Below are 22,068 nucleotides of genomic sequence, written 5' to 3' on the forward strand. Positions count from 1 at the left end.
AATTCTTAAGGTAAGGAAGTATTAATGCAAAAATATGAAACAATTAAGGTTAAAATTAGTAATTATGTTGCTGTTGTGACATTATCGAGACCAGAAATCCATAATGCCTTTAATTCTTTAATGATAGAGGAATTAACAACAGCCTTTAAGCTTCTTGAGAATGACGAGGAAGTTAGAGTAATAGTTTTAACAGGAAAAGGTAAATCTTTTTCTGCTGGTGCTGATGTCAATTATATGCGAGAAAGTAAAGAATTTACATATGAAGAGAATGAAGATGATGCACTGAGACTTGAAGAATTATTTTATACAATCTATAAAACCCCGAAACCTGTAATTGGAAGAATAAATGGTTCTGCATTCGGTGGAGGAATAGGTTTAATTTCGGTATGTGACATATCACTAATAGTTAAAAACGCTAAATTGGCCTTCTCTGAAGTAAATTTAGGAATTCTACCAGCAGTTATAAGCCCATATATTATTTCAAAAATTGGTTTTTCAAACGCAACAAGATTCTTCCTAACTGGTGAAAGATTTGATGGTCAAAAAGCCCTTGATATCGGTTTAGTTCATGAGATAGCTGAAAATTTAGAGGAATTAGATCTAAAACTCACCGAGATCATTAACCACCTTTTTAATAGCAGTCCTGCTGCAATGAAAAGCATAAAAGAAGTTCTTAACCAAAACCGTGGTTCAGAACTAAAAAATATTCGTGAGTACTGCATAAAAAAAATTGCAGAGGTTAGAACTTCTGATGAGGGAAAGGAGGGACTCACAGCGTTCGTTGAAAAACGTTCTCCACGCTGGAAGATTTCCTATGAGAGTAATTTGTTCAAAGATCTTGATTTAGATGAAAAATGATGGAATATAACTATAATCATGTGATTCAAGGAAAAAAGTCAACAATTGTCTTTATTCATGGAGCTGGAGGAGGAATCGAGCAATGGAGTTCACAAGTAAAATTCTTTCAAAAACAAGGCTTTAAAACGTTAGCAATAAATCTTCCTGGTCATGGAAAAAGTCCGAGGTTAGAAAAAATTTCAATTGAGAAATATTCAAAAGCAATAACAACTCTAGTCTCTGATCTTCAAATAAGTTCATTAGTTCTCGTTGGTCACTCAATGGGTGGTGGGATTGTTCAGCAGCTAGCAATAAATGGAAGATTAAAAATTCATGCTATTGTATTAATTGGAACGGGAGCTAAATTAAATGTAGCACCAACTATTATTGAGATGATTTCCAATACTTTTAATGAAGCAATGAATTTTTTAGGGCAATATGCTTACTCTAATAACATTGACTTAAAAATTATTGAAAAGAACGAAAGATTGATACGATCTAATGGAAAAGAAATTCTATTAGCTGATTTTGAAGCCTGTAAAAATTTTGATCAACGGACTGAAATTTCTAGGATCACATGTCCTACACTGATTATTTGTGGAGAAAATGATCAGATGACCCCCGTGAAATTTTCTACCTATCTTCATGAACACATAAAAAATTCTAGATTGGAAATTATTCCCTCTGGAGGTCATTTTATTTTTCAGGAAAAACCAGATGAAGTCAACAAAATAATATTGAACTTTTTATCATCAATTCCCGCTATTGGAAAATGAATCACCATATTCCATAAAATTCTTTAGATACTGTCTAAATTTGATTTACAAAATATTAATGGGGTTTTCTATGGTCATAGAATCAATTTCAGAAAAATTAGGATTTAAAAAGGATGATAAACTTGTTATAATTCACATTGACGACATGGGTTTTTCACATTCTTCAAATATTGGGTCTTTCAAATGTTTGGACTTTGGTGTTGCAACTTGTGGTTCTGTCATAATCCCTTCAGCTTGGTTTCTTGAAACAGCATCTATTTGTAGATCAAATCCACATTATGACGTTGGTGTGCATTTAACACTAACATGTGAGTATGAAACATATCGTTGGCGGGCTTTATCTAGTGTTGATCCTAAAACTGGATTATTAGATCATGAAATGTGTCTCTGGCGGACTACTGAAGAAGCCCTAGCAAATGTAACTCCAGAAGCAGCAGAAAAAGAAATGAGAGCTCAAATTCAGACTGCTCTTGACCAAGGTATTGATGTAACACATATTGATACTCATATGGGAACTGTTATCTACCCTAAGTTCATCCAATCTTATATACAATTAGCTCAGGAGTTTGACATCCCTGCTTTTATTCCAAAACTCACACGAGAAGAAATGATAGCGATGGGATTTGGTGAATATGCTGATCTTTTCCTTTCTTTTCTTCCCGTTTTAGAAGAAAGTGGATTACCTTTATTAGATCAAATAATAATTGATACTGGAGGGGAACAAAAAAATAAGACCGATTACTATTGTAAACGTTTTGCAGAAATAAAATCTGGTCTTACCCATTTGCTATTTCATCCTGCTCAAATGAGTTCTGAATTGGAAGCGATTACCAAAGACTCAGCTGTCTGGAGGAATCAAGACTTTGAGGCGTTTACTAACCCTATAATTAAAAAATGTGTTGATAAATTTCAGTTGAAATTGATTGGTTATCGTCAACTCCGTGATTTAATGCGTAAGAATCACTAACTTCTCTGAATGCCAAATTTGTTTTCTTATTATTCTAAAATTTAGAATTCATATTTCTTCTAAATTTCGGTAGCTTAAAGTACCCATATGATATATGCATTTGTAGCTTTTTTAATTAAAAATAAATTTTACCTTAATTTGGTGTTTAAAATGTATAACATGTTGGAAGTCCGATTTGTGGATATAAATGGCACACTTAAAGCAATGAACCTCCCAATTTCAGCACAAGACATAGGGGGTGTTATCGATGACCCCATATTCTCTGAAGGAGTTAATATTGATGGTAGTTCAGTTCAAGGATTTACATCAATCGAAAATTCCGATTTACATCTTCTTCCAATACCTGAAACTTTAATCGAATTGCCTTATACCGAGGAACCAAAATTAGCTGTAATGTGTAAAATTCTACAAAATGGGGAGATCTTCCAAGGAGATACTCGATCTCGCTTGAGTTTGATAATACAGAAATTATTAGGAAAGAAAGATTGGAAACTTAAAATAGGTCCAGAACCTGAATTTTTTTTATTAAAAGATGGAAAACCAATTGATCATGGTCGTTATGCTGACATTTATCCAAGTTCAATAGCAGAGGGTGTTATCAAGCGATTTTCACAAGATCTTACTAAAGCTAATCTTAAACCAAAAGTTCATCATCATGAGGTTGGTACGGGACAATATGAAATTGAAATTGGACATGAAGAAGCATTATGGACTGCTGATACCATTGTCACGTATAAAGCAATAATTCGTGCTTTGGCAGCTAAAATTGGATATACAGCTACTTTTATGCCAAAGCTTTTTATGACAGAAAATGGAAATGGTATGCATTGTCATATTTCTTTATGGGAAGGCGATAACAATTTATTCACCTCTTCCGAGGAAAAAAATTTGACTGGAACAGCTGAACACTTTATGGCGGGTATTTTAGAACATGCTCAAGCTATGACTGCTATTGTTGCTCCTACTGTCAATTCTTACAAACGTTTAGTACCAGGATATGAAGCTCCTGGTTATGTTGCATGGGGTCCGATGAACCGATCAGCTTTGATTAGAATTCCAATGTTTAGAGATCCTAAGATGGCACGTTTTGAATATAGATGTCCTGATCCTAGTTGTAACCCTTATCTAGCTTTCATCGCAATATTAGCAGCAGGAATGGATGGAATAAATAGAAATATAGAGCTCCCAGCACCAATCCGAAAAAATATATTTACACTAAATAGAAAGGAACTTGAGGCACTTAATATAAAGACTTTACCTGGAAATTTATTTGAAGCTTTAACATATTTAGAATCTGATTCTTTACTCTGTGAGGCTCTTGGAACTCATATTTGCAGGAACTTCTTTGAATTAAAAAGAGATGAATGGCTCCGTTATTCCACTCAGGTAACAGATTGGGATTGGAACGAATATCTTAATGTTTAATATTTAAAAAACTATGATAGGATAAGGAGAAAGTTAAGTGGACTTTAAAATCGCCCTTGGACAGATTAAATCAATCCAAGCTGATCCAAAAACAAATTTAGAACAAATTAGAAATATTTGTCAAAAGCCTGAAATAAAGGAAGATCCTAATACTATCGTTATTTTTCCAGAATTATCAGTTACAGGTTATTTGATGCATGATGATGTTTTTCAATTGGCTGAGCCTGTTCCTGAAGGCCCATTATCACGAGTACTGGCTGAAATAGCTAAGAAAAATAGCTGTTATTTAGTTGCAGGATTACCAGAAAATTCAATTCCAGGTTTAATTTATAATACTGCTGTAATGTTTGGTCCTAACGGTTTCATTGGAAAAAGTCGGAAGATAATGATTCCTAACCATACAGTGTTTAATGAAAGGCGTTATTTTAGAAGCGCCACTAAAATTAATGTTATCGATTCTCCATTTGGGAAGTTAGGTTTACAAATATGTTATGACCTTTTCAGTCCTGAAATAACACGAGCTCATGCTTTATTTGGAGCTCACACAAGTATTTGTATTTCTGCTTCACCTGGGGTAAGACGACAATATTTTGAATCCTTTATTTCTTCACGTGCAATGGAGAACACTGTAAATATGGTTTATGTGAATCAATCTGGGATTCAGGATGAACTAATATTTTGGGGAGGATCAGAGGTGTGTAATGCGACTGGAAATCGTATTTTAAAGTTAAAATACGATGAACCAGACTTTGGTATTGCAAAATTAAACACTGAAAGCCCTAAATCTTCCAAAAATTTTGTTCCTACTCTTCGTGATATTCCACCTTGGATTTTCAATACCTTAGAATTAGGAGTTCGTCAAATATGACACGAAAAGCAGAAGTTAAATCCTCTCTTCCTCCAATTGACATCAACCATGTGATTAAAATTATTTCTGATTTTATTAAAACACGTGTTGAAGAATCAAAGCGCTCTGGCATTGTAGTGGGTTTAAGTGGTGGTATTGATTCTACAGTCGTTGTTTCATTATGTGTGAAAGCTTTAGGCTCTGACCGTGTGCATGGGGTTTTCTTTCCCAGTTCAACAACTCCCCCGTCTGATTATAAAGATGTAGAACAGCTATGTAAAAGTTTAAATATTTCTTTAACCGTTGTTGACATCCAAAAACTGATTGACGTTTTTTCAAGTACTATCAAGACTCCTGAAGATTCTAGATTGATGGAATGGGCAAATTTAAAACCACGCTTGCGTCAGACAGTTTGGTATTATTATGCTAATAAACTCAATTGTTTAATTTGTGGTGGTGGAAACAAATCTGAGATCATGATTGGGTATTTCACAAAGTATGGTGATGCTGCTGTAGATCTTCTGCCTCTTGGAGACATCTATAAGACCCAAATCTATCAATTGGGGAGAGCATTAAAAATTCCAGAAAAGATTCTAAACAAAGCACCGTCAGCAGGACTCTGGAAAGATCAAACTGATGAAGAAGAAATAGGAATGACCTATGTAGAGCTAGATCAGATTCTTTATGGATTAGAACGGTTTCAGACAGATGAAGAAATTGTAAATAAACTTAATGTCCCTCTTTCTCAAGTTAAGAAAGTTAAATCATTAATATACCGTAGTGAGCATAAGAGAAGAGGACCAATAATTTTTAAAATGGGAATTAGAACTCCAACCATTGATTGGCGGATTCCTTTGGTTGAACCAGGTGAATATTAATCGAGTTTTTTCAAAAAGGTAAATCTGATATGTGTCGATTATTAGGGTTTCTTGGGAACTTTCAAAATTGGCATGAAATATTATTTGAATTTCAGAACCAGTCTCAAATTGGAAAAGTACCTTTTGGAGCTCCAATAGGACATTATGATGGTTGGGGAATTGCTGCCTCATTAAATAGACACCCTTTAATATTAATAGATAAAAGGAGTGAATCAGCATACAAATCTAGAAATTATATAAATTCTGTTTTAGGGATTACTGGGAAGCCCATAGCTTTATTAGCCCATTTAAGAAAAGCAAGCCCAGGGGTTAAGGTAAATTTGAAGAATGTTCACCCATTTTTCAGTTTTCCATGGGCTTTTATCCATAACGGTACATTTTATGATGCTGAAAACCTTCCTCGTAATAAAAACCTTGAATTAACCTCGGATGGATCCGACTCTGAACTTTTATTTCATTTTTTGCTTACTTTTCTTCTTAATGAGCCTATTATCGCTAAAAATTGGCCTAATTTCGTCCAAATGGTTCTGAAAAGCAATTATAGGTTTACTGCTATTAACTCAATATTTAGTAATGGCACTGATTTGTATGCAATACGTTGGTGTACAAAAAGTCCAGAATATTATACCCTATATCTTTATTTCAACTCTTTAGAAGGTGTAATCGTTTCTTCTGAACCAATTTCGTTACCACAACTAGATAAGAGTAATTGGAGAGAAATTCCAAACCAATCTTTGGTAAAGATCACATCTACTCCCCCAAAATTTTCAATAGTGCGCGGATGAATTTTTATCTAGTCTTCGATGGTTGCCCTAATTCTCATTAACCCTACTCCAATATTTTGCTGTTTTTGAATAATGAATTTTCCTATTTCCTGAGTATTTTCTACATGAGGTCCTGTACAAATTTCTTTCGAAAATTCCCCCACTGAATAAACTGAGACTTTACTTTGGTACTGGGCTTCAAAAAATCCAAGTGCTCCTTTTTTTAATGCTTCTTGAGGTGTCATGATTTCTTTTGTAACAGGAATTTTCTCTTTGATTTTTTGATTTACTAAGTCTTCAACCTGTTTTAGTTCAGACTCAGTAAGTTTTACTGGGTGTGAAAAATCGAATCTTGTTCTTTCGGTAGTAATATTACTACCTTTTTGTTCCACGTGATTGCCTAAAACGTTTCTAAGAGCTTGTTGTAAAAGATGAGTCGCTGTATGAAGTCTAGTAGTCCTGGTTGAGTGATCTGCTAAACCACTTTGAAATGTTCCTGCTGTTGCTTTACGACTAAGTTCACGATGGTGTTCAAACTCTTTTCTGAAGGTTTCAAGATCTAAAATTATACCTTTTTCAGTTGCAAGCTCAGATGTTATTTCAAGAGGGAAACCAAAGGAAGTAAAGAGAAGAAAAGCATCCTCTCCTGTAATTATTCCCTTTTCTACTAAAATTTTGTTGAATTTCCTTAAACCCCGCTTTAAAGCAACCGTAAATTTGTCTTCTTCAGTAGTAAGATTGTTAATAATAAAATCTTTATTTTGTTCTAATTCTGGATAGGTTTCTTTATATAAATGAATAACAATTTGAGCAAGTATAGGAAGGAATTTTTGGTTAATATTTAAAATATTTCCTTGTCTGATTATCCTTCGAATTAATCGTCTTAATACATATCCTTGGCCCAGATTAGAGGGGATTAAGTTTTTATCATCCCCCAAGATAAAAGTTGAGGCTCTTATATGATCTGAAATAATATAAATCGCTTTATATTCTTCATCAGAAGGTTCATTTTTAATTTTTGCTAATTTTTTTACCTGATTCACAATTGGTTCAATAGTATCAATCTTGTAGACACTATCAAATCCATTTAAAACCGCAATTGTTCTCTCAATGCCCATACCAGTATCTACATTATGTTGTTTAAGCTTTTCATAATTTCCTTCCACTGTTTTATTGTAAGTCATGAATACATCGTTCCAGATTTCAAAGTATTTTCCACAAGAGCATCCTGGCTTACAGTTCTTAGAACAAAGTGGTTTTCCTGTGTCATAGAACATTTCCGTGTCTGGTCCACAAGGACCTGTTTCTCCTGCAGGTCCCCACCAGTTATCAGAACGTGGTAAAAAGAAAATTCGTTCTTTTGGGATACCAATTTTATTCCAAATTTCAGCTGTTTCGTAATCAGGATGAATTTCTTCATCTCCTGCAAAAACTGTAACTGAAATTCTATTAGGGTCTAAGCCAAGCCATTTAGGATCAGTTAAAAACTCCCAACTCATATTAATAGCCTCTTCTTTAAAATAATCCCCTAAAGACCAATTTCCAAGCATTTCAAAGAATGTTAAATGAGATGGATCACCAACTTCATCAATATCACCAGTTCTTATACACTTTTGGCTATTAACTAATCTTTTTCCAGCAGGATGAGGTTCTCCTAAAAGATAAATCTGGAGTGGATGCATACCAGCAGTCGTGAAAAGAACCGTGGGGTCATTTTCTGGTAGTAATGAAGCAGAAGGAATAATAGCATGATCCTTTTCTTCAAAAAAATTTAAATAAAGGCTTCTTAGCTCATTTGACTTCATAATTCATCCCTAAATAGTTATTTAAGATTGGATTACGATAGAAATTTCATGCCCCTTACCATAAGGATCATTGATATTCCAAACTCTCCGGAATCCTTTTTTAACTTCCTTAAAATCAATTTGATCAGCTAATACCTCTTCTTTTAGTAGAGATGAAAATTCTTTTATTGTTTCAATGGATTCACTATCCGTTTTGGAGAAAAATACTAGAATTTCCTTATCATAAGCAAGTTCCATATCTTTTCTCATTGATTGAATACGCCTAATTAAGTCACGTATGAAGCCTTCTTTTATTAGACCATTATCTAATTCTAGATTTAGAAAAAGGTCTCCGTTTTTGAAGGGTGCACCCGAATAACCTTCTCGTTCTGTAATGCGGATTTCTAAATCTTCTTTATCTATTATTATTTCCTCATTAATGATATTAGCAGAGTAGCTTCCATTTTTGTTTAATATCTCGGCTATTCTTTTTGCTTCCTTACCTTTTTGGGTTTTTATCCATTGGGCTACATTATTTGCATTTTTTTTGTGTTTAGGACCAATACTTTTAAAATTAGGAGCAAATTCGATTTCTTGAAATTCTAAAGGATCATCACTAAAAATTATTTCCTTTACATTAAGTTCCTGTTTAATAAGATCCTCTAAAATTGATATTGCTTCTCTTCCTTCTTCATTACAAACAAAAATAACTTGTGATAGAGGCCATCTTACTTTTATATCTTTTTTGGATCTGATTGCTCTTCCATTGGTTATTGCTTCACGAGCAATATTGATCTGATTTTCAATCACAGGCTTAATGTAATTTTGATTTGGTTGAGGGAATTTTTCTAGATGTACACTTTCTAATCCTTCCTTTTGACTTATAATTAGTAATTGATACATTTCTTCCGCCAAAAATGGAATGAATGGGGCTAATGACTTACTTAAAGAGGTTAAAATTTCATATAGAGTCGAATAGGCCGACTTTTTTGAAATAGTCAATTCTTTTTCCCAAAATCGACGTCTAGATTGTCGAATCCACAAATTTGAAAGATCATTATTTAGAAAGCTCTGAAAGGATTTTACTGCTTGATGAATTGATAATTCTTCAAAAGCCTGATGAACCTCGATAAGAACATTATTATACTTAGAGATAATCCATTTATCCAGAATTGGACGCTTTGAATAAGGAACATAATATTTTTTACTCTTTGGTGCAAATTTATCGAGATTTGCATAGGTTGTGAAAAATGAAAGAACATTCCATAATGGTAGAATAAATTCTTTCAAACTTTCTTCCACTAATTTAAACCCAAAACGTACATCATTCCAAGTAGGTGTAGAAAATAGGTACCATCGTGCTGGGTCAGCACCATAACGGCTAAAAACTTCCTCTGGTGCAATAACGTTTCCTTTTGACTTAGACATTTTCTTTCCTTCTTCATCTTGGATATGTCCCATCGTAAGGCATGTCAAGAAAGCAGGTTCACTAAAAACAACAGTCGATATTGCCAGTAATGTGTAAAACCAACCTCTTGTTTGATCAATCGCCTCCGTAATAAAATCTATTGGAAAATGACTTTTGAATTCCTCTTGATTTTCAAATGGATAATGCCATTGAGCAAATGTTGCAGATCCTGAATCGTACCAACAATCAATTACATATTCCTCCCGTGTAGCTTTATTTTGACATTTCGGACATAATACAAAAATCTCATCAACATCTGGTTTGTGAAGTGTGAAGTTTTCTGGAAGGCCTCCTTTTGTAAGTGAACTTAATTCTGAAAGACTTCCAACAGCGAATTCGTGTTTACAGGAGTCACAGGTCCAGATTGGTAAAGGAGTTCCCCAATAGCGTGATCTAGAGAGGGACCAATCTTTAAGTTCTTCTAGGAAATTTCCAAATCGACCCTCCTTTAGATGCTTTGGCATCCACCGAATTTTTTGATTTAATCCTTGAATTTTTTCTCGCATTTGACTCATAGCAATAAACCATGATTCCATTGCATAATAAAGTAGCGGAGAATCACATCTCCAACAAAATGGATAGGTATGTGTGATTGTTTCTACTTTTAGAAGTAAATTCATTTCTTTAAGTTTTTCCATTATATAGGGGTCGGCCTGTTTGACATGCATACCTCCAAAATCTGGCATATCATCCTTAAACTCACCATTTTCTAGAACAGGGTTGAACATCTCAACACCGATACTTTGACAAAGTTCATAGTCTTCAACACCAAAAGCAGGTGCACAATGAACTATTCCTGTTCCATCATCCATGGAAACAAAATCAGCAGCTACAACAAAATGGCGCTTTCCATGCGTTTGTTCACTTGTATACGAAAATAATGCCTCATATTCTATATTTAGAAGCTCTTGACCTAAAAATTCTTTTAGAATTTTCTTACCTTCTGGAAAAACTTTTGGTAAAAGAGCCTTTGCAAATATCAAACATTCATTCTGATGTTCAACTTCAACATAGATTTCATTTTCGTTCACTGCTAAAACAAGATTAGATAGTAGTGTCCATGGAGTTGTAGTCCAAGCTAAAAAGAATTTATTATCTTCACCTTTTACCTTAAATTTGATATAAATACTCGGATCCTCTGTTTCTTGGTAACCTTGAGCAACTTCATGGGAGGAAATCGGTGTTCCACAACGTGTACAATAAGGAACAACTTTAAATCCTTTAAATAATAATCCTTGCTCATAAATCTGTTTTAAAGACCACCATACAGATTCTATATATTCTTCAGACATAGTGATATATGAACGTGAAAGGTCAAGGTGAAATCCAATTCTGTGTGACATTTCTTCCCATTCCCCAACATATCGCATTACAGATTCCTTGCATTTAAGAATGAATTTCTCAATTCCATATTTCTCAATATCTTCTTTATTCTCTAAACCTAATTCCTTTTCGACTTCGATTTCAACAGGAAGACCATGACAATCCCATCCTCCGATTCGCGGAGTTACATAATAACCAGTCATTGTTTTATAACGCAAAAAAATGTCTTTAATTGCGCGTGTCAATGCATGACCCATATGTGGGTAACCATTTGCTGTAGGAGGTCCTTCTAAGAAAACAAAGGGGGGATTTTTACTTGATGCTTCTTGAATCTTTTTTTCGAGATTAATATTTTCCCATAATTTTAATATTTCTTCTTCTCTTCTAGGAAGATTTGGTTTTTCAGGTAGAGCAGGAAAGTTCAATGAAATGTCTCCGTGAATCTAAATATGCTATTTATCTTGAATAAAAGCTTCAAAAAAAACCACAAAAAAACTTTAGGTTATCAAAGGCAAAAAATTATCATTGTCCTTATAGATTAAACTGAGATATCTTTCCACCCAATAACTTGTTTAAAATATAATTGAGAGATATCTTTTGCGATGTTTTGGGTCTTAATAGTCGTTGGACGAATCCACATTCCTAACCTAAAATCAGGTGATTGTCTTAAATCATCTAAAAAAGATCGAAAAACATCCATTTGTCGTATTTGGTAGATTCCAGTTGTGAATGTATATTCTAATGTTCGATTACCTTTTTCATCAAGTATAAGTTTATAATTTTTTTCGTTTCCAAGTAAAAACGATAGGATGTAGGGACCTTTTGTTTGAGGTTCAAATGTTTCTGGATAGGCTTTTTGAATGTTCTTTTTAAAAGCAGAATAATCATTTTCTAGGAAAGAAGTCCAAGTGAGGAGGGAAAATCTGGCTTTATTATTTGAAACCTTATTAATTATCTACTTTGCTTGATCTAATTTGCCTAACTCAAGAAATATTTCCCCTAATTGAATAAAATAATCATCATCTTCATTTTGAATATTTTTTGAAGTCATTAACCTTTCTGCTTCTAAATTTAAATCCTCTGGAAGTTTCCTTCCGAATCGTTTTTCCATTTTCTTTGTTACCATTGATTCAATAGTAGGGTTATTTTTAAGATCTGATGGTGATTTTACTAAATTTTCATAGATCGATTTAATAAGAAATTCTTTTTCACTAGTGGGTAGAGCTTCTGGTTTTTCATGTGTTAGTTTTGTGATATCATAAACACGTTCTCGTTTAACTAAACTCATCTGAAATAAATTTTCTTCCTTAAGGGGTGTATTTTCTAAAATGAATTCTTGAATCCGCTTAATCTGAGCAAAATATTTTGGGATGGTCGTTTTTCCTTGGATAAAGGCTTCTTTCTGTTTTAGAAACCATTTATTCCATTTAGTCCATTCATTTTGTATTTCGATAGGAACTTTACTTTCTAGAAATATTTTATCTAAAACTTCAGTTGCTTTCTTTAATGATTCCAGATCCTGTGTTATTAAAATGGGATGCATGTTCTTCAATTCCATTTATAGGCTCATTAACCTCAGAGAAAGCATTTTTTAATGTTAGTTAAAGATTTTAAGATAAAATACTTCCTCCATATCACTGAAGCTGGATTTAATACAAATATTTTTCAATGGAATATATCAGAGGCAAATGAAAGTTATCGTTTAGCGTGAATTCTCCTTTGTAAGCACAAATTCTGCAACACTATTGTTTATAGGATGATAAAAATGTCTACAATTGCTAAAAAAGCTATTGATGTTGTATCTAAAGTTTTTGAAAGTGAGGATATTGAAATTCCACTCTGTATATCAATCGTTTCTGCGACTGAAGGATTAGAATTATATTCTACTCGTACATGTATAGCTGAAGAAATGGAGTCGATCAATGTTTTAGGTTTAATTGCCTTTGAAGAGTTAAAGTCGGCTTTTAATAGTAGAACTAAAAATGATATTAATATCTTGATATTTCGAACTGCTACACGGGAATGTTATGTTTCACCAGTAGCTGAAGATATTTTCATGGTTGCAGCGGCGGTTCCTGGTACTGTGGGGAGTGTTATGCCATTATTAGATGGATTAAGCGCCCAAGTGAAATTTGCTCTTTCTAAGCTAAAGGGTTGATATTAATGGATTCTGAAAATTATCGATTAATTGCTGAACAAGCTGCACGAATAGCGGGGTCTTTTTTACGTTTAATGTCTTTCAAGGATCTCCAAATTTTCCGAAAAGGAGAGAATGATGTTTATACAAATTTTGATACTGAAAGTGAACGCCTAATTAAAAACCATATTTTAATGTATTATCCAAATCATCTAATTCAATCTGAAGAGTCACAGATAAATATCCAGACCCTTCCTGAGAATATTATCTGGTTTATTGATCCTCTTGATGGAACTAAAGCATTTTTAAGAGGGAATTTTGCGTTTGTAAGTATGTCTATAGCAGCTTGGGATCAAAATGGCTTAATTGCTGGTGTTGTATACAACCCTTTTACTGATATGTTATACTCTGCAGCAAGAGAAGGTTCTGTTCGATTAAATGGTTCCCCTTTGCCACGTCCACGAACTTATCCATTAAATAAAGCTCGAATATTAGTAGACTTTTCTAATCGGTTGAAAAAAACATTAAAAAAAGAATTGGCGATAGCTGACCTGAATGGGATTATTGGTCGTGCATACCGTTTAGGAGGAGGAATCTCACAGCACTTAATGTTAGTTGCTCAAGGAACCTTGCATGGAGCTATTTTTTGGGGTGCGGGGTCTAAAGGACAATTTTGGGATTTAGCAGCAGCGTTCCTTATACTAGAAGGACTTGGATTTAAAGTTTCTAATTTAGAGGGGGAATCAATTCATCCAACTGATGAAATTTTTGATCAATTGATAGTTGCTTCCCCAACATTACATGAACAGATGTTACAGTGGGTAAGCAATTTAAAACAGTTTAGTTGAGATTATTCTATATTAAAGGTTATTGAATCTCCATAAATCTATCATGAACCGCTCCACAGATTGGACATACCTCGGGTGCCTCACCTTCCACAGTGAATCCACAAACATCACAAACAAATATGGATATCTGTGGAAGGTCTTTTTCCTTCTCAACAGCTTTAAAAGCTGCTTCATAGAGCTTGTGATGGACTTTTTCAACCTGATTTGCTAAATCAAAGCTTCTAATAGCCATTTTATGACCCTCTGATTTCGCATCATTAAGGAATTCGGGATACATGGATGTAAATTCGTAATGTTCTCCTTTCATTGCCTCTTGCAAATTTTCTGCCGTCGATTTAATACCACCATAAACTTTAAGATGGGAATGGGCATGGACAGTTTCCGCTGCTGCAGCAGCGCGGAAAAGACGAGCAACTTGTTTATAACCATCTTTTTCAGCTTTTTTAGCAAATGCTAGATATTTTCGATTGGCTTGGCTTTCTCCAGCAAAAGCTGCCATCAAATTTTTTTCAGTCTTTTTCATAGTTGAATCCTCAAGTCAGATTAGTTTTACTTTATATTAGAAGAAAGGCAATAACGAATCTTATTTAACTGTATGGTTCAAAATTGTGAAGAGTTGTGTTTTAAAAATTACTCTTCCTTAAGGTGAGTCCCTTTTATTATAATTCGTTGTTTTCCTTCAGTTAAATCCCATGTAAAAATCCCTGAAGCCATGAGTTTCTCAAACATATAACGTCGAAGATAATCATCTAAACTAAAACAATGTCCAAATTCTTGAAAATCTAATCGTAAAGTTCCACCTGACTCACGAAAAGTATTAATGATCCAATTTTCAATGAAATTCAAGAATTCAGTTTTATCTTGTAAAGAATTCCAAAGAATCTGAACAATTCGATCAGCAATCGTTGGAAATTTCTTACTCAAATCGGTTTTAAGCTGCTCTATTGAATATTCCTGTGCAAAAGCTTCTGTTAGCGTCCATTTATCCTCTTTGAGACGATTAAAGAGAACAAAAATATAATTATCAGGATTAAAATCATCTAATGCTAGACTTTGCATATCAATTTTAATTAGAAAAGATTCATAATCAATTTTCCAGTGTTTTACTTCCCGATTTGAATTTTCTATTTTTTCCATACTATAATATATTAAATTTAATTCTTGGAGCTTTTCCAAATGGTGTAAAATGGTAGGGATACTCTTATTGATTTCTGGATGTTCTGACAGTTTGGAGGCTGTAAGTCCTGTAGGTCTGGCTTTATACAGTTCCAGCAAGATTTTTCGCCGAGTAGGATCAGCGAAAGCTGAAATAACTTGAATTGCTTGACCAGCCTTTGGAGAATAAGTATCCACAGAAAAACGCTCCTAATTAAAACATATATTCCTCTTATAAAAGGAGACGTCTATTGGCACTTAATAATTATTCATCTAATTCTGATTAATTAATATGGCTATAAAATACATCAATTATCCTTTAAACACATTCGTTCTATTTTTCTCTTCCATATATATCTTCTATTTACTTTGTTGGAAAATTCTCAATAATTTTCAAACAGATTATATTGAAAGTTTAATCTTAGGGGGCTAAAGGTTGGTTTTCATGGGGCCTTGCCGTGTTGGAAACAATAATTAGGCTAAATAATAATATTAAACCTCCTAATATTAAAAAAATACCAATTAAGAACCCATGAGGGTGAATGATACCAGAATATGGAATAGAAATGATTATAACACTTAAGGTTGTAAAAAGGCCTAGTATCAAAGCAATAGATCCTAAAAAAGCTAGAATTTTAATTAAAAGGCCAGAGGGGTGCGGGAAATTTCTTATATTTTCCAGATTTGTTTCTTGAGATATAATATCATCTTGATTCATTTTTCTCTACTTAAAGGGGAAGGAATTTAATGCTTGAAAAACTTTCAGAATTAATTATCAATTTCAAGTTAATATATTAATTTTATAAATTCTTTTGAGCTTATAAAGGAATATCCTTTTTCTATTATGAGGAAATTATGCTAGGTAATTCAACATGCCTAACAGGAATCGCCTTAAAGCGTTCCCAGTTTTTATCTTATCAAGCTTTTCTTAGAGCAATTGATTTTTCCTATAAATATCATAAGTTTGTATTTATAGATTATGAAGGAATCGGTTCACTTTTAGACCCCTTACAGCTAAAAACAATCTTAAAAAGTACTACTGGAGTGGTTGTTTTAACAATAGCTGCCCGTGCTAGTGAGTTTCATCAGCAGGGTAGGTTTTTACTTGAAAATTATCTGGAAACTCTTTCATCTCAAAGATTATTATATTGTGTTGTTGCGGGTTATCCTTTCTATTCAACTATTGATTGTAAAAACTCTATCACTGATGCTATTCCTAATATTTTGGAACGAATACGAAAACGAACTAATTCTTTAATCTTTTTAGGAACAGAAAACATCCCAACAAAATATATTGTGAAATGGATGAATTCCTACCAATCAATTATACCTTTTATGTTACATGGTGATAGAAGAATTTCAACATCAGTTTTTAATCCTCCTTACGGAGTTTATTCTCCCCTAACTCATATTATTGCTGATAATTATGCAATTGAGTACTTAATTCCTTATCTTTTAAAAAGAAAGGAAATTTCTAAAGCTTTAGCGTTTTATGGATATTCACCAACATCTTTATCTCGGTTAACATGGAGATGTTTGAATGAGCGCGAAAAAACGATTATTACAGCTGGATTCCAAAAATATGTTCTAACTTCATTAAACTTCCAACAATGTATAAAGTTGTTTGTAAAGAATAAAGTACGACTAATTATTGCAAATCCTGCGATTAAGGAGTTTTATGAGGATTTGGTTCGAAGTTTTGCTTTAGGAACAGCATTAACAATTAATTTACTAACCTAAAAAACCTTTGGAATTACAGAATCCATTATTTGGAGAAAGACTTCGGTGAATTCATATTAAATTAGGAAATATAAAGGATAAAATGTTGGTAACATTAGCATAATATGGTGATTTTAGAATTTTCCATCCCATTATTTCTTCATATATACAGATATTGGAGGAAATTCAATGAATCAACCATTATCTAGCATGATTATAGAAAATTATCGAATTCGTAACTATACTACAGAAAAGATCAATACAGATGAATTAAGCTGTCTAGTAAGTTTTCTCTCATCTCTAGATATATGTAAAAGCTGTTTAAGAGATATCCCCCGAATTCAATCATCTTTTGGTTCTGATCTCGATTTTTCTATCGATTTTGAAACTAAAACATTAGATATCACTTATATGAAAAAACCTGTATCTGGCTGGTAATTTAACAATTCTAAAAGTAAAAGAATTAATAGTTTTATTTTCCAAATAAAATTGGTTAAAATGCCCAGAGTAAAAGTTGAAAGATTCTCTGGCCGTGAATATCATCAATATTCCTCAGATGAATTAATCAAGTTATCCAAAATGCGAAAAGAGGCACGGTTAATTCTCGATCTTTTTTATAAAAATCAGATTTATGCTTTTGTACATGGATCAGTTGCTAGGGGCGATATAACTGAAACTTCAGATGTCGACATTCATATTCCCTCCTTAATTCCTTCATTCAGGTTAGAAATTCTAGAAGAACTGTTAATTAGAGATCGTAGAATTATTATGGGAACACCAAATTCAATTATTAAAGGTTTACTTATTCTTGATGAAGACATTTCCATAACTTTTCCTCTAATAAATCCCGATGAACGTGATGCAGAATTTTATAAGTTTTCTGGACTTTTAACGAATGATGAGTTGAAAAATAACCAAAGAGTGATTGGAGTATCTAAAAAATTATTATTAATAGAACCTGATGTCGATGGATATTGGCAATCTTCAATTATAGGAAATATTTCTAGTGTAGTGAATAAGCTTTCAATATCGCAACGGATTGTTGAAGAAAGAATTCGAGTACTTTCTAGAAGGGACCAAATAGGACGTACGGGAATGCTTATAAACTACTCCTTAACTCCTGATGAAAATTTTGAGCAAGCATGCAAAACCCTTGTTGATAAAAACCCTATTGTTAGAAGAAGATACCAAAAATCAAATTAGAATATCTATTAACTTTCCTAAAGGATTTCGACAGGCATAAGAGCACAATAGGAAATTTTTTTTCAACAAATTGATCTAATAATTTATCTACAACACTTTAAGAAATCATAAAGAAATACTTAAGCTCTTTAATTAAAATTTTAATTTGAGTTATTTAGAGAAGAAAAATTAAGACAAAAAGGATTAAAATTATGAAAATACTATCTTCAGAAGATAATCTCGACCGAAGATATCTTTTACGGAATTACAATTCCAAAAAAGTCTTTTTAGTTAGCGATTTACATTTAGGTATTGAACTTGAATGGCATCAAAGTGGTTTAGATATTTCAAACCCACAGTGGTCATTTGAAATTATTAGAACTCTTCGAAAAGACATCCTTGAAACAAATCCGACTCATGTTTTAATTGTTGGAGATTTAGAGCATAGTTTTCGACATTTTAACAAAAAGTCAAAGAAAAAAGTTCAAAAGGTGTGGGTTTCGGGAAAAAGAACAAAAGAAAAGATTTTAGAATATTTTAAATCACAAATTTTATCAATTGAAGGATTAAAAATTGGTTTAATTAGGGGAAATCAAGATACTGAATATTATAACATCTTAAAGGCTCAAATAGTTAATTATCCAGGATCTGGTGTTCTACTATTTGATAATAAGCTTGGGGTATTTCATGGCAATATAAAACCTTCAGAAGAACTCATAATAGCTAATGAGATTGTACTTGGACATGTCCACCCAGCCATCGAATTAAAGGATGAGATAAATGTAAAGTATAAATTACCAGTATTTGTGAGGTTGAATATTACAAAATTAGAGTTTTCCACCCTTATTGGTAGAAAATATATACTATCAGGTGGTGGGGAACAAAATATCACAATAACAATATTACCTGCTTATAATCATTTCTTCGGAGGATATCCCATAAATAAAACAACCTCAGAGAAGGAAAAAAACAATTCATATCCCATTTTAAAGAATATTTTAAACCATCCAAAATTAGAGGTTAAGTTAACTGATGGTGTATACCTAGGCCGTGTTTCAGATTTATAAATTAGTCCCAATATTCTCTAGTACGGGAAAATGTTGCTTCTGCTTCATAAATTGAAGAAAGAAGATCTTCTTTTGATTCATGTGGTTCTCTTAAGATTCTAATAGCAGCTTGAGGTCCTATTCCTCTTCCTGCTAAGACAAAAGCAGCTTTTTTCCCGAAAGAAAGAATAATATCAGCTGATTTTTTTGCAGAATCTAATTCTCTTTTCTCTTTCTTTAACAATTTTTCTTTTTTAGATACTGATCTTTTGAGAAGTTTTTTAATTCCTGTTTTATTCTGATGAACAACAGCAATAAATCTTGATTGACATTTTGGGCATTGTATATCATCTAGACTCTCTATACGTTGAGTACGTTCATAATCACAATCTAACCTCATACATACCAATCTAATCCAAGTATCATTTAAGCGTTTTTCCACTTTTTCCAAAATAAGATGAGAAGGGCGTATTTTCAAAACATTTAGAGAAATTGGTTGGGTTGCAGCAATTGATAGAGGTGTATTAAACCCCCTAACTGTAATTTCATGAATAATTATTTTTTTTCCCTTAATTTGCTCAAAAAAGTTCAGAACCACTTCAAGATCCATTTTTTCATCTAATATTTCATTGATAGTTTCTTCTCCAATAATTGTATCACGATAACGTGATACTAATAATCGTGTCATCATAGGAGAGCTTTCTGCTTCTTTTGAGATAGCTCCAAATCTTTTAGCAACTTGCTTTATTTTCCAAGCGAACAAATCACTATACTTTATCCGGTGTTTAAGAAGAGGGAGAATGTGAGCTGGTTCGATAGATTGAATTAAATCACGAAGATCAATTGGACGGATCATTGAGAGAAAAACTGAATAAGGATCTGAACGATATTGAATTGAATGGCCATGTTTCGCTCCAATGAGGGATGATAGGAGAACTCCTAAAGTTTCATTTCCTTTAGAACCCAAAAAACTGTGAATAACATACTTACGACCTACTATCTCAATAATTAAGTTATCTTTGGAGGGAGATATTCCAATTGACTCAATTTGTTGTTTTTTAAAGGAATGTAACTCTGTAGAAACATTATGTTCCTCATTTGGAAATTCTAATGGACTAGAAAAAAGATCCATTGTTTTTTGACTTACCTCACAAGAGACTGGAATTAATTCTCCCTCCCAAGTTGGTAGTGCTGCATCGGTTATACCTTTAACTTGTCGAACCTCAACCACATCTTCCTTTAATGCTAATAATTCCCATAATAGTCCATTAAGGATGAATACCGCTCCTTTTTCAGCTCTAGTGGAGACAAAAGCATCATCTAATTGTCCAACTCGTGCTTGTCTACCAACATCAATCACTTTGTAAATCCTTTTGGTAGGAATTGAGCTTAAATTGGTATAATAATACTGATATGCTTTTCTTTTTGCTTTTAGACTGATTATTTCAGTTGAAGGATCTTTATTAATGTAGAAAAAGTGGTTATCTCTTCCATATTCTAAAAGAGGAAGTAAATCTTGTGGAGAGACGGTTTGATAATTATAAGCTCCATTAATAATACGTAGAACCTTTTGAATACTGCTTTCTCCAAAATCAAGAAGAATTCCGACTATTTGATGAAACAAAATGTCCCAAGAAATGGAATGGATATGAGTTGGTTCAATCATTCCTTGGTTATTTAGTTCTTTTATGAAATAAGATTCCACTAAGTCTCGAGGATTATCTGCGATAATAATTCCTCTACTTATTTTATCTAATCCATGACCGGCTCGTCCTATACGTTGTATTAGGGTTTCTATCCTTCTTGGACTCATGTACTGGATAACCAAGCTAATTGATCCTATATCAATTCCCAATTCCAATGAAGATGTGGCAATAATAATGTCTAAATTTCCTCCACGTACTTCTTTTTCTGCATGAAGACGTGATTGTGTTGATAAACTAGAATGGTGAACTTCAAAATTTATCTGCTCTCCTAATGAAACAATCTCATTATATCGGTTAAATCTATAACCAAGAATTTCTGCTTCTTGACGAGTATTAGTGAATAGAAGAATTGTTCCATCTTCTTTGTGGATAATTTCTAGTAACTTTAGGAATCTAGAAACAGCTTCTTCTGTTGTTTGAAGCGATTTAATCAAATATTTTGATTCAGATGGAACTTCTTTTGGGTAAACTAGCTGAATTTCTAATTGTTTTGTTGGAGGGATAATAACAGCTCGGCATTTTTCATTCATAGGAGTTAAGTATTTCAATACTTTAATGGGATCACCTAATGTTGCTGAGAGTCCAATTCTTTGTATTTTCGTTTTTGTACGTTTGGTTAATCTCTCCAAGGCAAGGGATAACTGAACACCCCGTTTTGTGGTTACAAGTTCATGGATCTCATCTATCACAATAGTTTGAACATTCTTAAGCTTCTCACGGCCTAAAATTTTAGCAGGAAGCATAGCTTGAAATAGTTCAGGAGTTGTAATCAATATTTGAGGTGGATTTTTCGTTTGTTTTTGTCTTTCAGAAGCTGTTGTATCCCCATGACGAACAGCTATAGATATTCCAAGCTTTTGTCCTAGATCAGGTAGTGTCCGTCTAAAAATATCACGATTTAAAGCTTTTAACGGTGTAATCACGACCGTTGATATTGGTTCTGGTTTTTCTATGATAATACGATGAAGACAGGCAATGATAGTTCCAAAAGTCTTTCCAGAACCAGTTCCTGCTACAACTAAAAGATCTTCTCCATTAATAATCCCTTGGAGATAATCCAGTTGTCTTGGGTTTGGAGTAATCCCTAGTTCATCAAGAACTATTTGTATTGATTGATGTAATATATCAAATGTCATAAAGATAACCCTTCCAAGGGAAAATCATCAGCTCAGGACAAAATTATACCTTAATACCTTTAAGGTAACA

Annotated in this window: 21 protein-coding genes; 13 read left to right on the forward strand and 8 right to left on the reverse strand. The window is 33.1% G+C overall.

The features are described from left to right. Window positions 1-24 precede the first annotated feature (24 nt). The 7 genes from ACWVCY_RS03400 to ACWVCY_RS03430 all read left to right on the forward strand — a co-directional run bounded on the left by ACWVCY_RS03400 (window position 25) and on the right by ACWVCY_RS03430 (window position 6,515). Window positions 25-858: an enoyl-CoA hydratase-related protein gene (locus ACWVCY_RS03400; protein ID WP_455140285.1), complete on the forward strand. Its 834-nt coding sequence runs from the start codon at window positions 25-27 to the stop codon at window positions 856-858. Continuing rightward, entirely contained in the window at window positions 858-1,613 is a 756-nt protein-coding gene (locus ACWVCY_RS03405) for an alpha/beta fold hydrolase (RefSeq protein WP_455140286.1), read from the forward strand. Before ACWVCY_RS03400 ends, ACWVCY_RS03405 begins: the two co-directional genes overlap by 1 nt. 70 nt (window positions 1,614-1,683) lie before the next feature. Continuing rightward, on the forward strand, window positions 1,684-2,580 hold the full coding sequence (locus tag ACWVCY_RS03410; protein WP_455140287.1) for a polysaccharide deacetylase family protein: 897 nt from the start codon (window positions 1,684-1,686) through the stop codon (window positions 2,578-2,580). Between the two features lie 150 nt (window positions 2,581-2,730). Continuing rightward, window positions 2,731-4,005 carry a glutamine synthetase family protein gene (locus ACWVCY_RS03415; RefSeq protein WP_455140288.1) on the forward strand — a complete coding sequence of 425 codons (1,275 nt, stop codon included), beginning with the start codon at window positions 2,731-2,733 and terminating at the stop codon, window positions 4,003-4,005. Between the two features lie 37 nt (window positions 4,006-4,042). After that, window positions 4,043-4,873 (forward strand): carbon-nitrogen hydrolase family protein, encoded by an 831-nt coding sequence (locus ACWVCY_RS03420; protein WP_455140289.1) that lies wholly within the window; start codon window positions 4,043-4,045, stop codon window positions 4,871-4,873. Beyond that, window positions 4,870-5,730 carry an NAD+ synthase gene (locus tag ACWVCY_RS03425; protein WP_455140290.1) on the forward strand — a complete coding sequence of 287 codons (861 nt, stop codon included), beginning with the start codon at window positions 4,870-4,872 and terminating at the stop codon, window positions 5,728-5,730. The genes ACWVCY_RS03420 and ACWVCY_RS03425 overlap by 4 nt, the downstream gene beginning before the upstream one ends. Before the next feature lie 29 nt (window positions 5,731-5,759). Next, complete coding sequence (locus ACWVCY_RS03430; RefSeq protein WP_455140291.1) at window positions 5,760-6,515, forward strand: class II glutamine amidotransferase; 756 nt, start codon at window positions 5,760-5,762, stop codon at window positions 6,513-6,515. A gap of 8 nt (window positions 6,516-6,523) precedes the next feature. Here ACWVCY_RS03430 and ACWVCY_RS03435 read toward each other — a convergent pair whose 3' ends face one another. The 4 genes from ACWVCY_RS03435 to ACWVCY_RS03450 all read right to left on the reverse strand — a co-directional run bounded on the left by ACWVCY_RS03435 (window position 6,524) and on the right by ACWVCY_RS03450 (window position 12,627). Then, window positions 6,524-8,299 carry an alanine--tRNA ligase gene (locus ACWVCY_RS03435; RefSeq protein ID WP_455140292.1) on the reverse strand — a complete coding sequence of 592 codons (1,776 nt, stop codon included), beginning with the start codon at window positions 8,297-8,299 and terminating at the stop codon, window positions 6,524-6,526. A gap of 21 nt (window positions 8,300-8,320) precedes the next feature. Beyond that, window positions 8,321-11,494 carry an isoleucine--tRNA ligase gene (ileS, locus tag ACWVCY_RS03440; protein ID WP_455140293.1) on the reverse strand — a complete coding sequence of 1,058 codons (3,174 nt, stop codon included), beginning with the start codon at window positions 11,492-11,494 and terminating at the stop codon, window positions 8,321-8,323. A 113-nt stretch (window positions 11,495-11,607) separates the two neighbouring features. After that, window positions 11,608-11,769, reverse strand: a complete 162-nt coding sequence (locus tag ACWVCY_RS03445) for a hypothetical protein (RefSeq protein ID WP_455140294.1) — start codon at window positions 11,767-11,769, stop codon at window positions 11,608-11,610. A 255-nt stretch (window positions 11,770-12,024) separates the two neighbouring features. After that, entirely contained in the window at window positions 12,025-12,627 is a 603-nt protein-coding gene (locus ACWVCY_RS03450) for a hypothetical protein (RefSeq protein WP_455140295.1), read from the reverse strand. A gap of 207 nt (window positions 12,628-12,834) precedes the next feature. Here ACWVCY_RS03450 and ACWVCY_RS03455 point away from each other — a divergent pair, with 207 nt between their 5' ends. Continuing rightward, a complete protein-coding gene (locus ACWVCY_RS03455) occupies window positions 12,835-13,227 on the forward strand; it encodes a hypothetical protein (RefSeq protein WP_455140296.1) in 393 nt (130 codons plus the stop codon). A gap of 5 nt (window positions 13,228-13,232) precedes the next feature. After that, window positions 13,233-14,054 (forward strand): inositol monophosphatase family protein, encoded by an 822-nt coding sequence (locus tag ACWVCY_RS03460; protein ID WP_455140297.1) that lies wholly within the window; start codon window positions 13,233-13,235, stop codon window positions 14,052-14,054. 19 nt (window positions 14,055-14,073) lie between these two features. Here ACWVCY_RS03460 and ACWVCY_RS03465 read toward each other — a convergent pair whose 3' ends face one another. From ACWVCY_RS03465 to ACWVCY_RS03475, 3 genes are all read right to left on the reverse strand, one after another. Continuing rightward, window positions 14,074-14,577, reverse strand: a complete 504-nt coding sequence (locus tag ACWVCY_RS03465; RefSeq protein WP_455140298.1) for a rubrerythrin family protein — start codon at window positions 14,575-14,577, stop codon at window positions 14,074-14,076. A gap of 107 nt (window positions 14,578-14,684) precedes the next feature. Beyond that, the gene (locus tag ACWVCY_RS03470) at window positions 14,685-15,407 is read right to left on the reverse strand and encodes an ArsR/SmtB family transcription factor (RefSeq protein WP_455140299.1); all 723 of its coding nucleotides are present in this window, start codon (window positions 15,405-15,407) and stop codon (window positions 14,685-14,687) included. 223 nt (window positions 15,408-15,630) lie between these two features. Further along, window positions 15,631-15,927, reverse strand: a complete 297-nt coding sequence (locus ACWVCY_RS03475) for a hypothetical protein (RefSeq protein WP_455140300.1) — start codon at window positions 15,925-15,927, stop codon at window positions 15,631-15,633. Between the two features lie 137 nt (window positions 15,928-16,064). On the opposite strand from ACWVCY_RS03475, the gene ACWVCY_RS03480 reads away from it, so the two are divergent. From ACWVCY_RS03480 to ACWVCY_RS03495, 4 genes are all read left to right on the forward strand, one after another. Beyond that, a complete protein-coding gene (locus ACWVCY_RS03480; RefSeq protein ID WP_455140301.1) occupies window positions 16,065-16,949 on the forward strand; it encodes a hypothetical protein in 885 nt (294 codons plus the stop codon). A gap of 168 nt (window positions 16,950-17,117) precedes the next feature. Beyond that, window positions 17,118-17,366, forward strand: a complete 249-nt coding sequence (locus ACWVCY_RS03485; protein WP_455140302.1) for a hypothetical protein — start codon at window positions 17,118-17,120, stop codon at window positions 17,364-17,366. Between the two features lie 60 nt (window positions 17,367-17,426). Continuing rightward, the gene (locus ACWVCY_RS03490; RefSeq protein ID WP_455140303.1) at window positions 17,427-18,131 is read left to right on the forward strand and encodes a nucleotidyltransferase domain-containing protein; all 705 of its coding nucleotides are present in this window, start codon (window positions 17,427-17,429) and stop codon (window positions 18,129-18,131) included. Window positions 18,132-18,322: 191 nt separating this feature from the next. Next, window positions 18,323-19,177: a metallophosphoesterase gene (locus ACWVCY_RS03495; RefSeq protein ID WP_455140304.1), complete on the forward strand. Its 855-nt coding sequence runs from the start codon at window positions 18,323-18,325 to the stop codon at window positions 19,175-19,177. 1 nt (window position 19,178) lies between these two features. Here ACWVCY_RS03495 and ACWVCY_RS03500 read toward each other — a convergent pair whose 3' ends face one another. Continuing rightward, on the reverse strand, window positions 19,179-21,998 hold the full coding sequence (locus ACWVCY_RS03500; protein WP_455140305.1) for a DEAD/DEAH box helicase: 2,820 nt from the start codon (window positions 21,996-21,998) through the stop codon (window positions 19,179-19,181). Window positions 21,999-22,068: the final 70 nt, after the last annotated feature.

Source organism: Candidatus Hodarchaeum mangrovi, from assembly GCF_975850365.1.

Bases quoted from the DNA above. Each gene is read 5' to 3' on its own strand.
- ACWVCY_RS03500 (WP_455140305.1), bottom strand. From the start codon at position 21,998: ATGACATTTGATATATTACATCAATCAATACAAATAGTTCTTGATGAA.
- ACWVCY_RS03415 (WP_455140288.1), top strand. From the start codon at position 2,731: ATGTATAACATGTTGGAAGTCCGATTTGTGGATATAAATGGCACACTT.
- ACWVCY_RS03425 (WP_455140290.1), top strand. From the start codon at position 4,870: ATGACACGAAAAGCAGAAGTTAAATCCTCTCTTCCTCCAATTGACATC.
- ACWVCY_RS03460 (WP_455140297.1), top strand. From the start codon at position 13,233: ATGGATTCTGAAAATTATCGATTAATTGCTGAACAAGCTGCACGAATA.
- ACWVCY_RS03495 (WP_455140304.1), top strand. From the start codon at position 18,323: ATGAAAATACTATCTTCAGAAGATAATCTCGACCGAAGATATCTTTTA.
- ACWVCY_RS03445 (WP_455140294.1), bottom strand. From the start codon at position 11,769: ATGGATGTTTTTCGATCTTTTTTAGATGATTTAAGACAATCACCTGAT.
- ACWVCY_RS03455 (WP_455140296.1), top strand. From the start codon at position 12,835: ATGTCTACAATTGCTAAAAAAGCTATTGATGTTGTATCTAAAGTTTTT.
- ACWVCY_RS03410 (WP_455140287.1), top strand. From the start codon at position 1,684: ATGGTCATAGAATCAATTTCAGAAAAATTAGGATTTAAAAAGGATGAT.
- ACWVCY_RS03430 (WP_455140291.1), top strand. From the start codon at position 5,760: ATGTGTCGATTATTAGGGTTTCTTGGGAACTTTCAAAATTGGCATGAA.
- ACWVCY_RS03405 (WP_455140286.1), top strand. From the start codon at position 858: ATGGAATATAACTATAATCATGTGATTCAAGGAAAAAAGTCAACAATT.
- ACWVCY_RS03490 (WP_455140303.1), top strand. From the start codon at position 17,427: ATGCCCAGAGTAAAAGTTGAAAGATTCTCTGGCCGTGAATATCATCAA.
- ACWVCY_RS03400 (WP_455140285.1), top strand. From the start codon at position 25: ATGCAAAAATATGAAACAATTAAGGTTAAAATTAGTAATTATGTTGCT.
- ACWVCY_RS03465 (WP_455140298.1), bottom strand. From the start codon at position 14,577: ATGAAAAAGACTGAAAAAAATTTGATGGCAGCTTTTGCTGGAGAAAGC.
- ACWVCY_RS03435 (WP_455140292.1), bottom strand. From the start codon at position 8,299: ATGAAGTCAAATGAGCTAAGAAGCCTTTATTTAAATTTTTTTGAAGAA.
- ACWVCY_RS03475 (WP_455140300.1), bottom strand. From the start codon at position 15,927: ATGAATCAAGATGATATTATATCTCAAGAAACAAATCTGGAAAATATA.
- ACWVCY_RS03485 (WP_455140302.1), top strand. From the start codon at position 17,118: ATGAATCAACCATTATCTAGCATGATTATAGAAAATTATCGAATTCGT.
- ACWVCY_RS03450 (WP_455140295.1), bottom strand. From the start codon at position 12,627: ATGGAATTGAAGAACATGCATCCCATTTTAATAACACAGGATCTGGAA.
- ACWVCY_RS03480 (WP_455140301.1), top strand. From the start codon at position 16,065: ATGCTAGGTAATTCAACATGCCTAACAGGAATCGCCTTAAAGCGTTCC.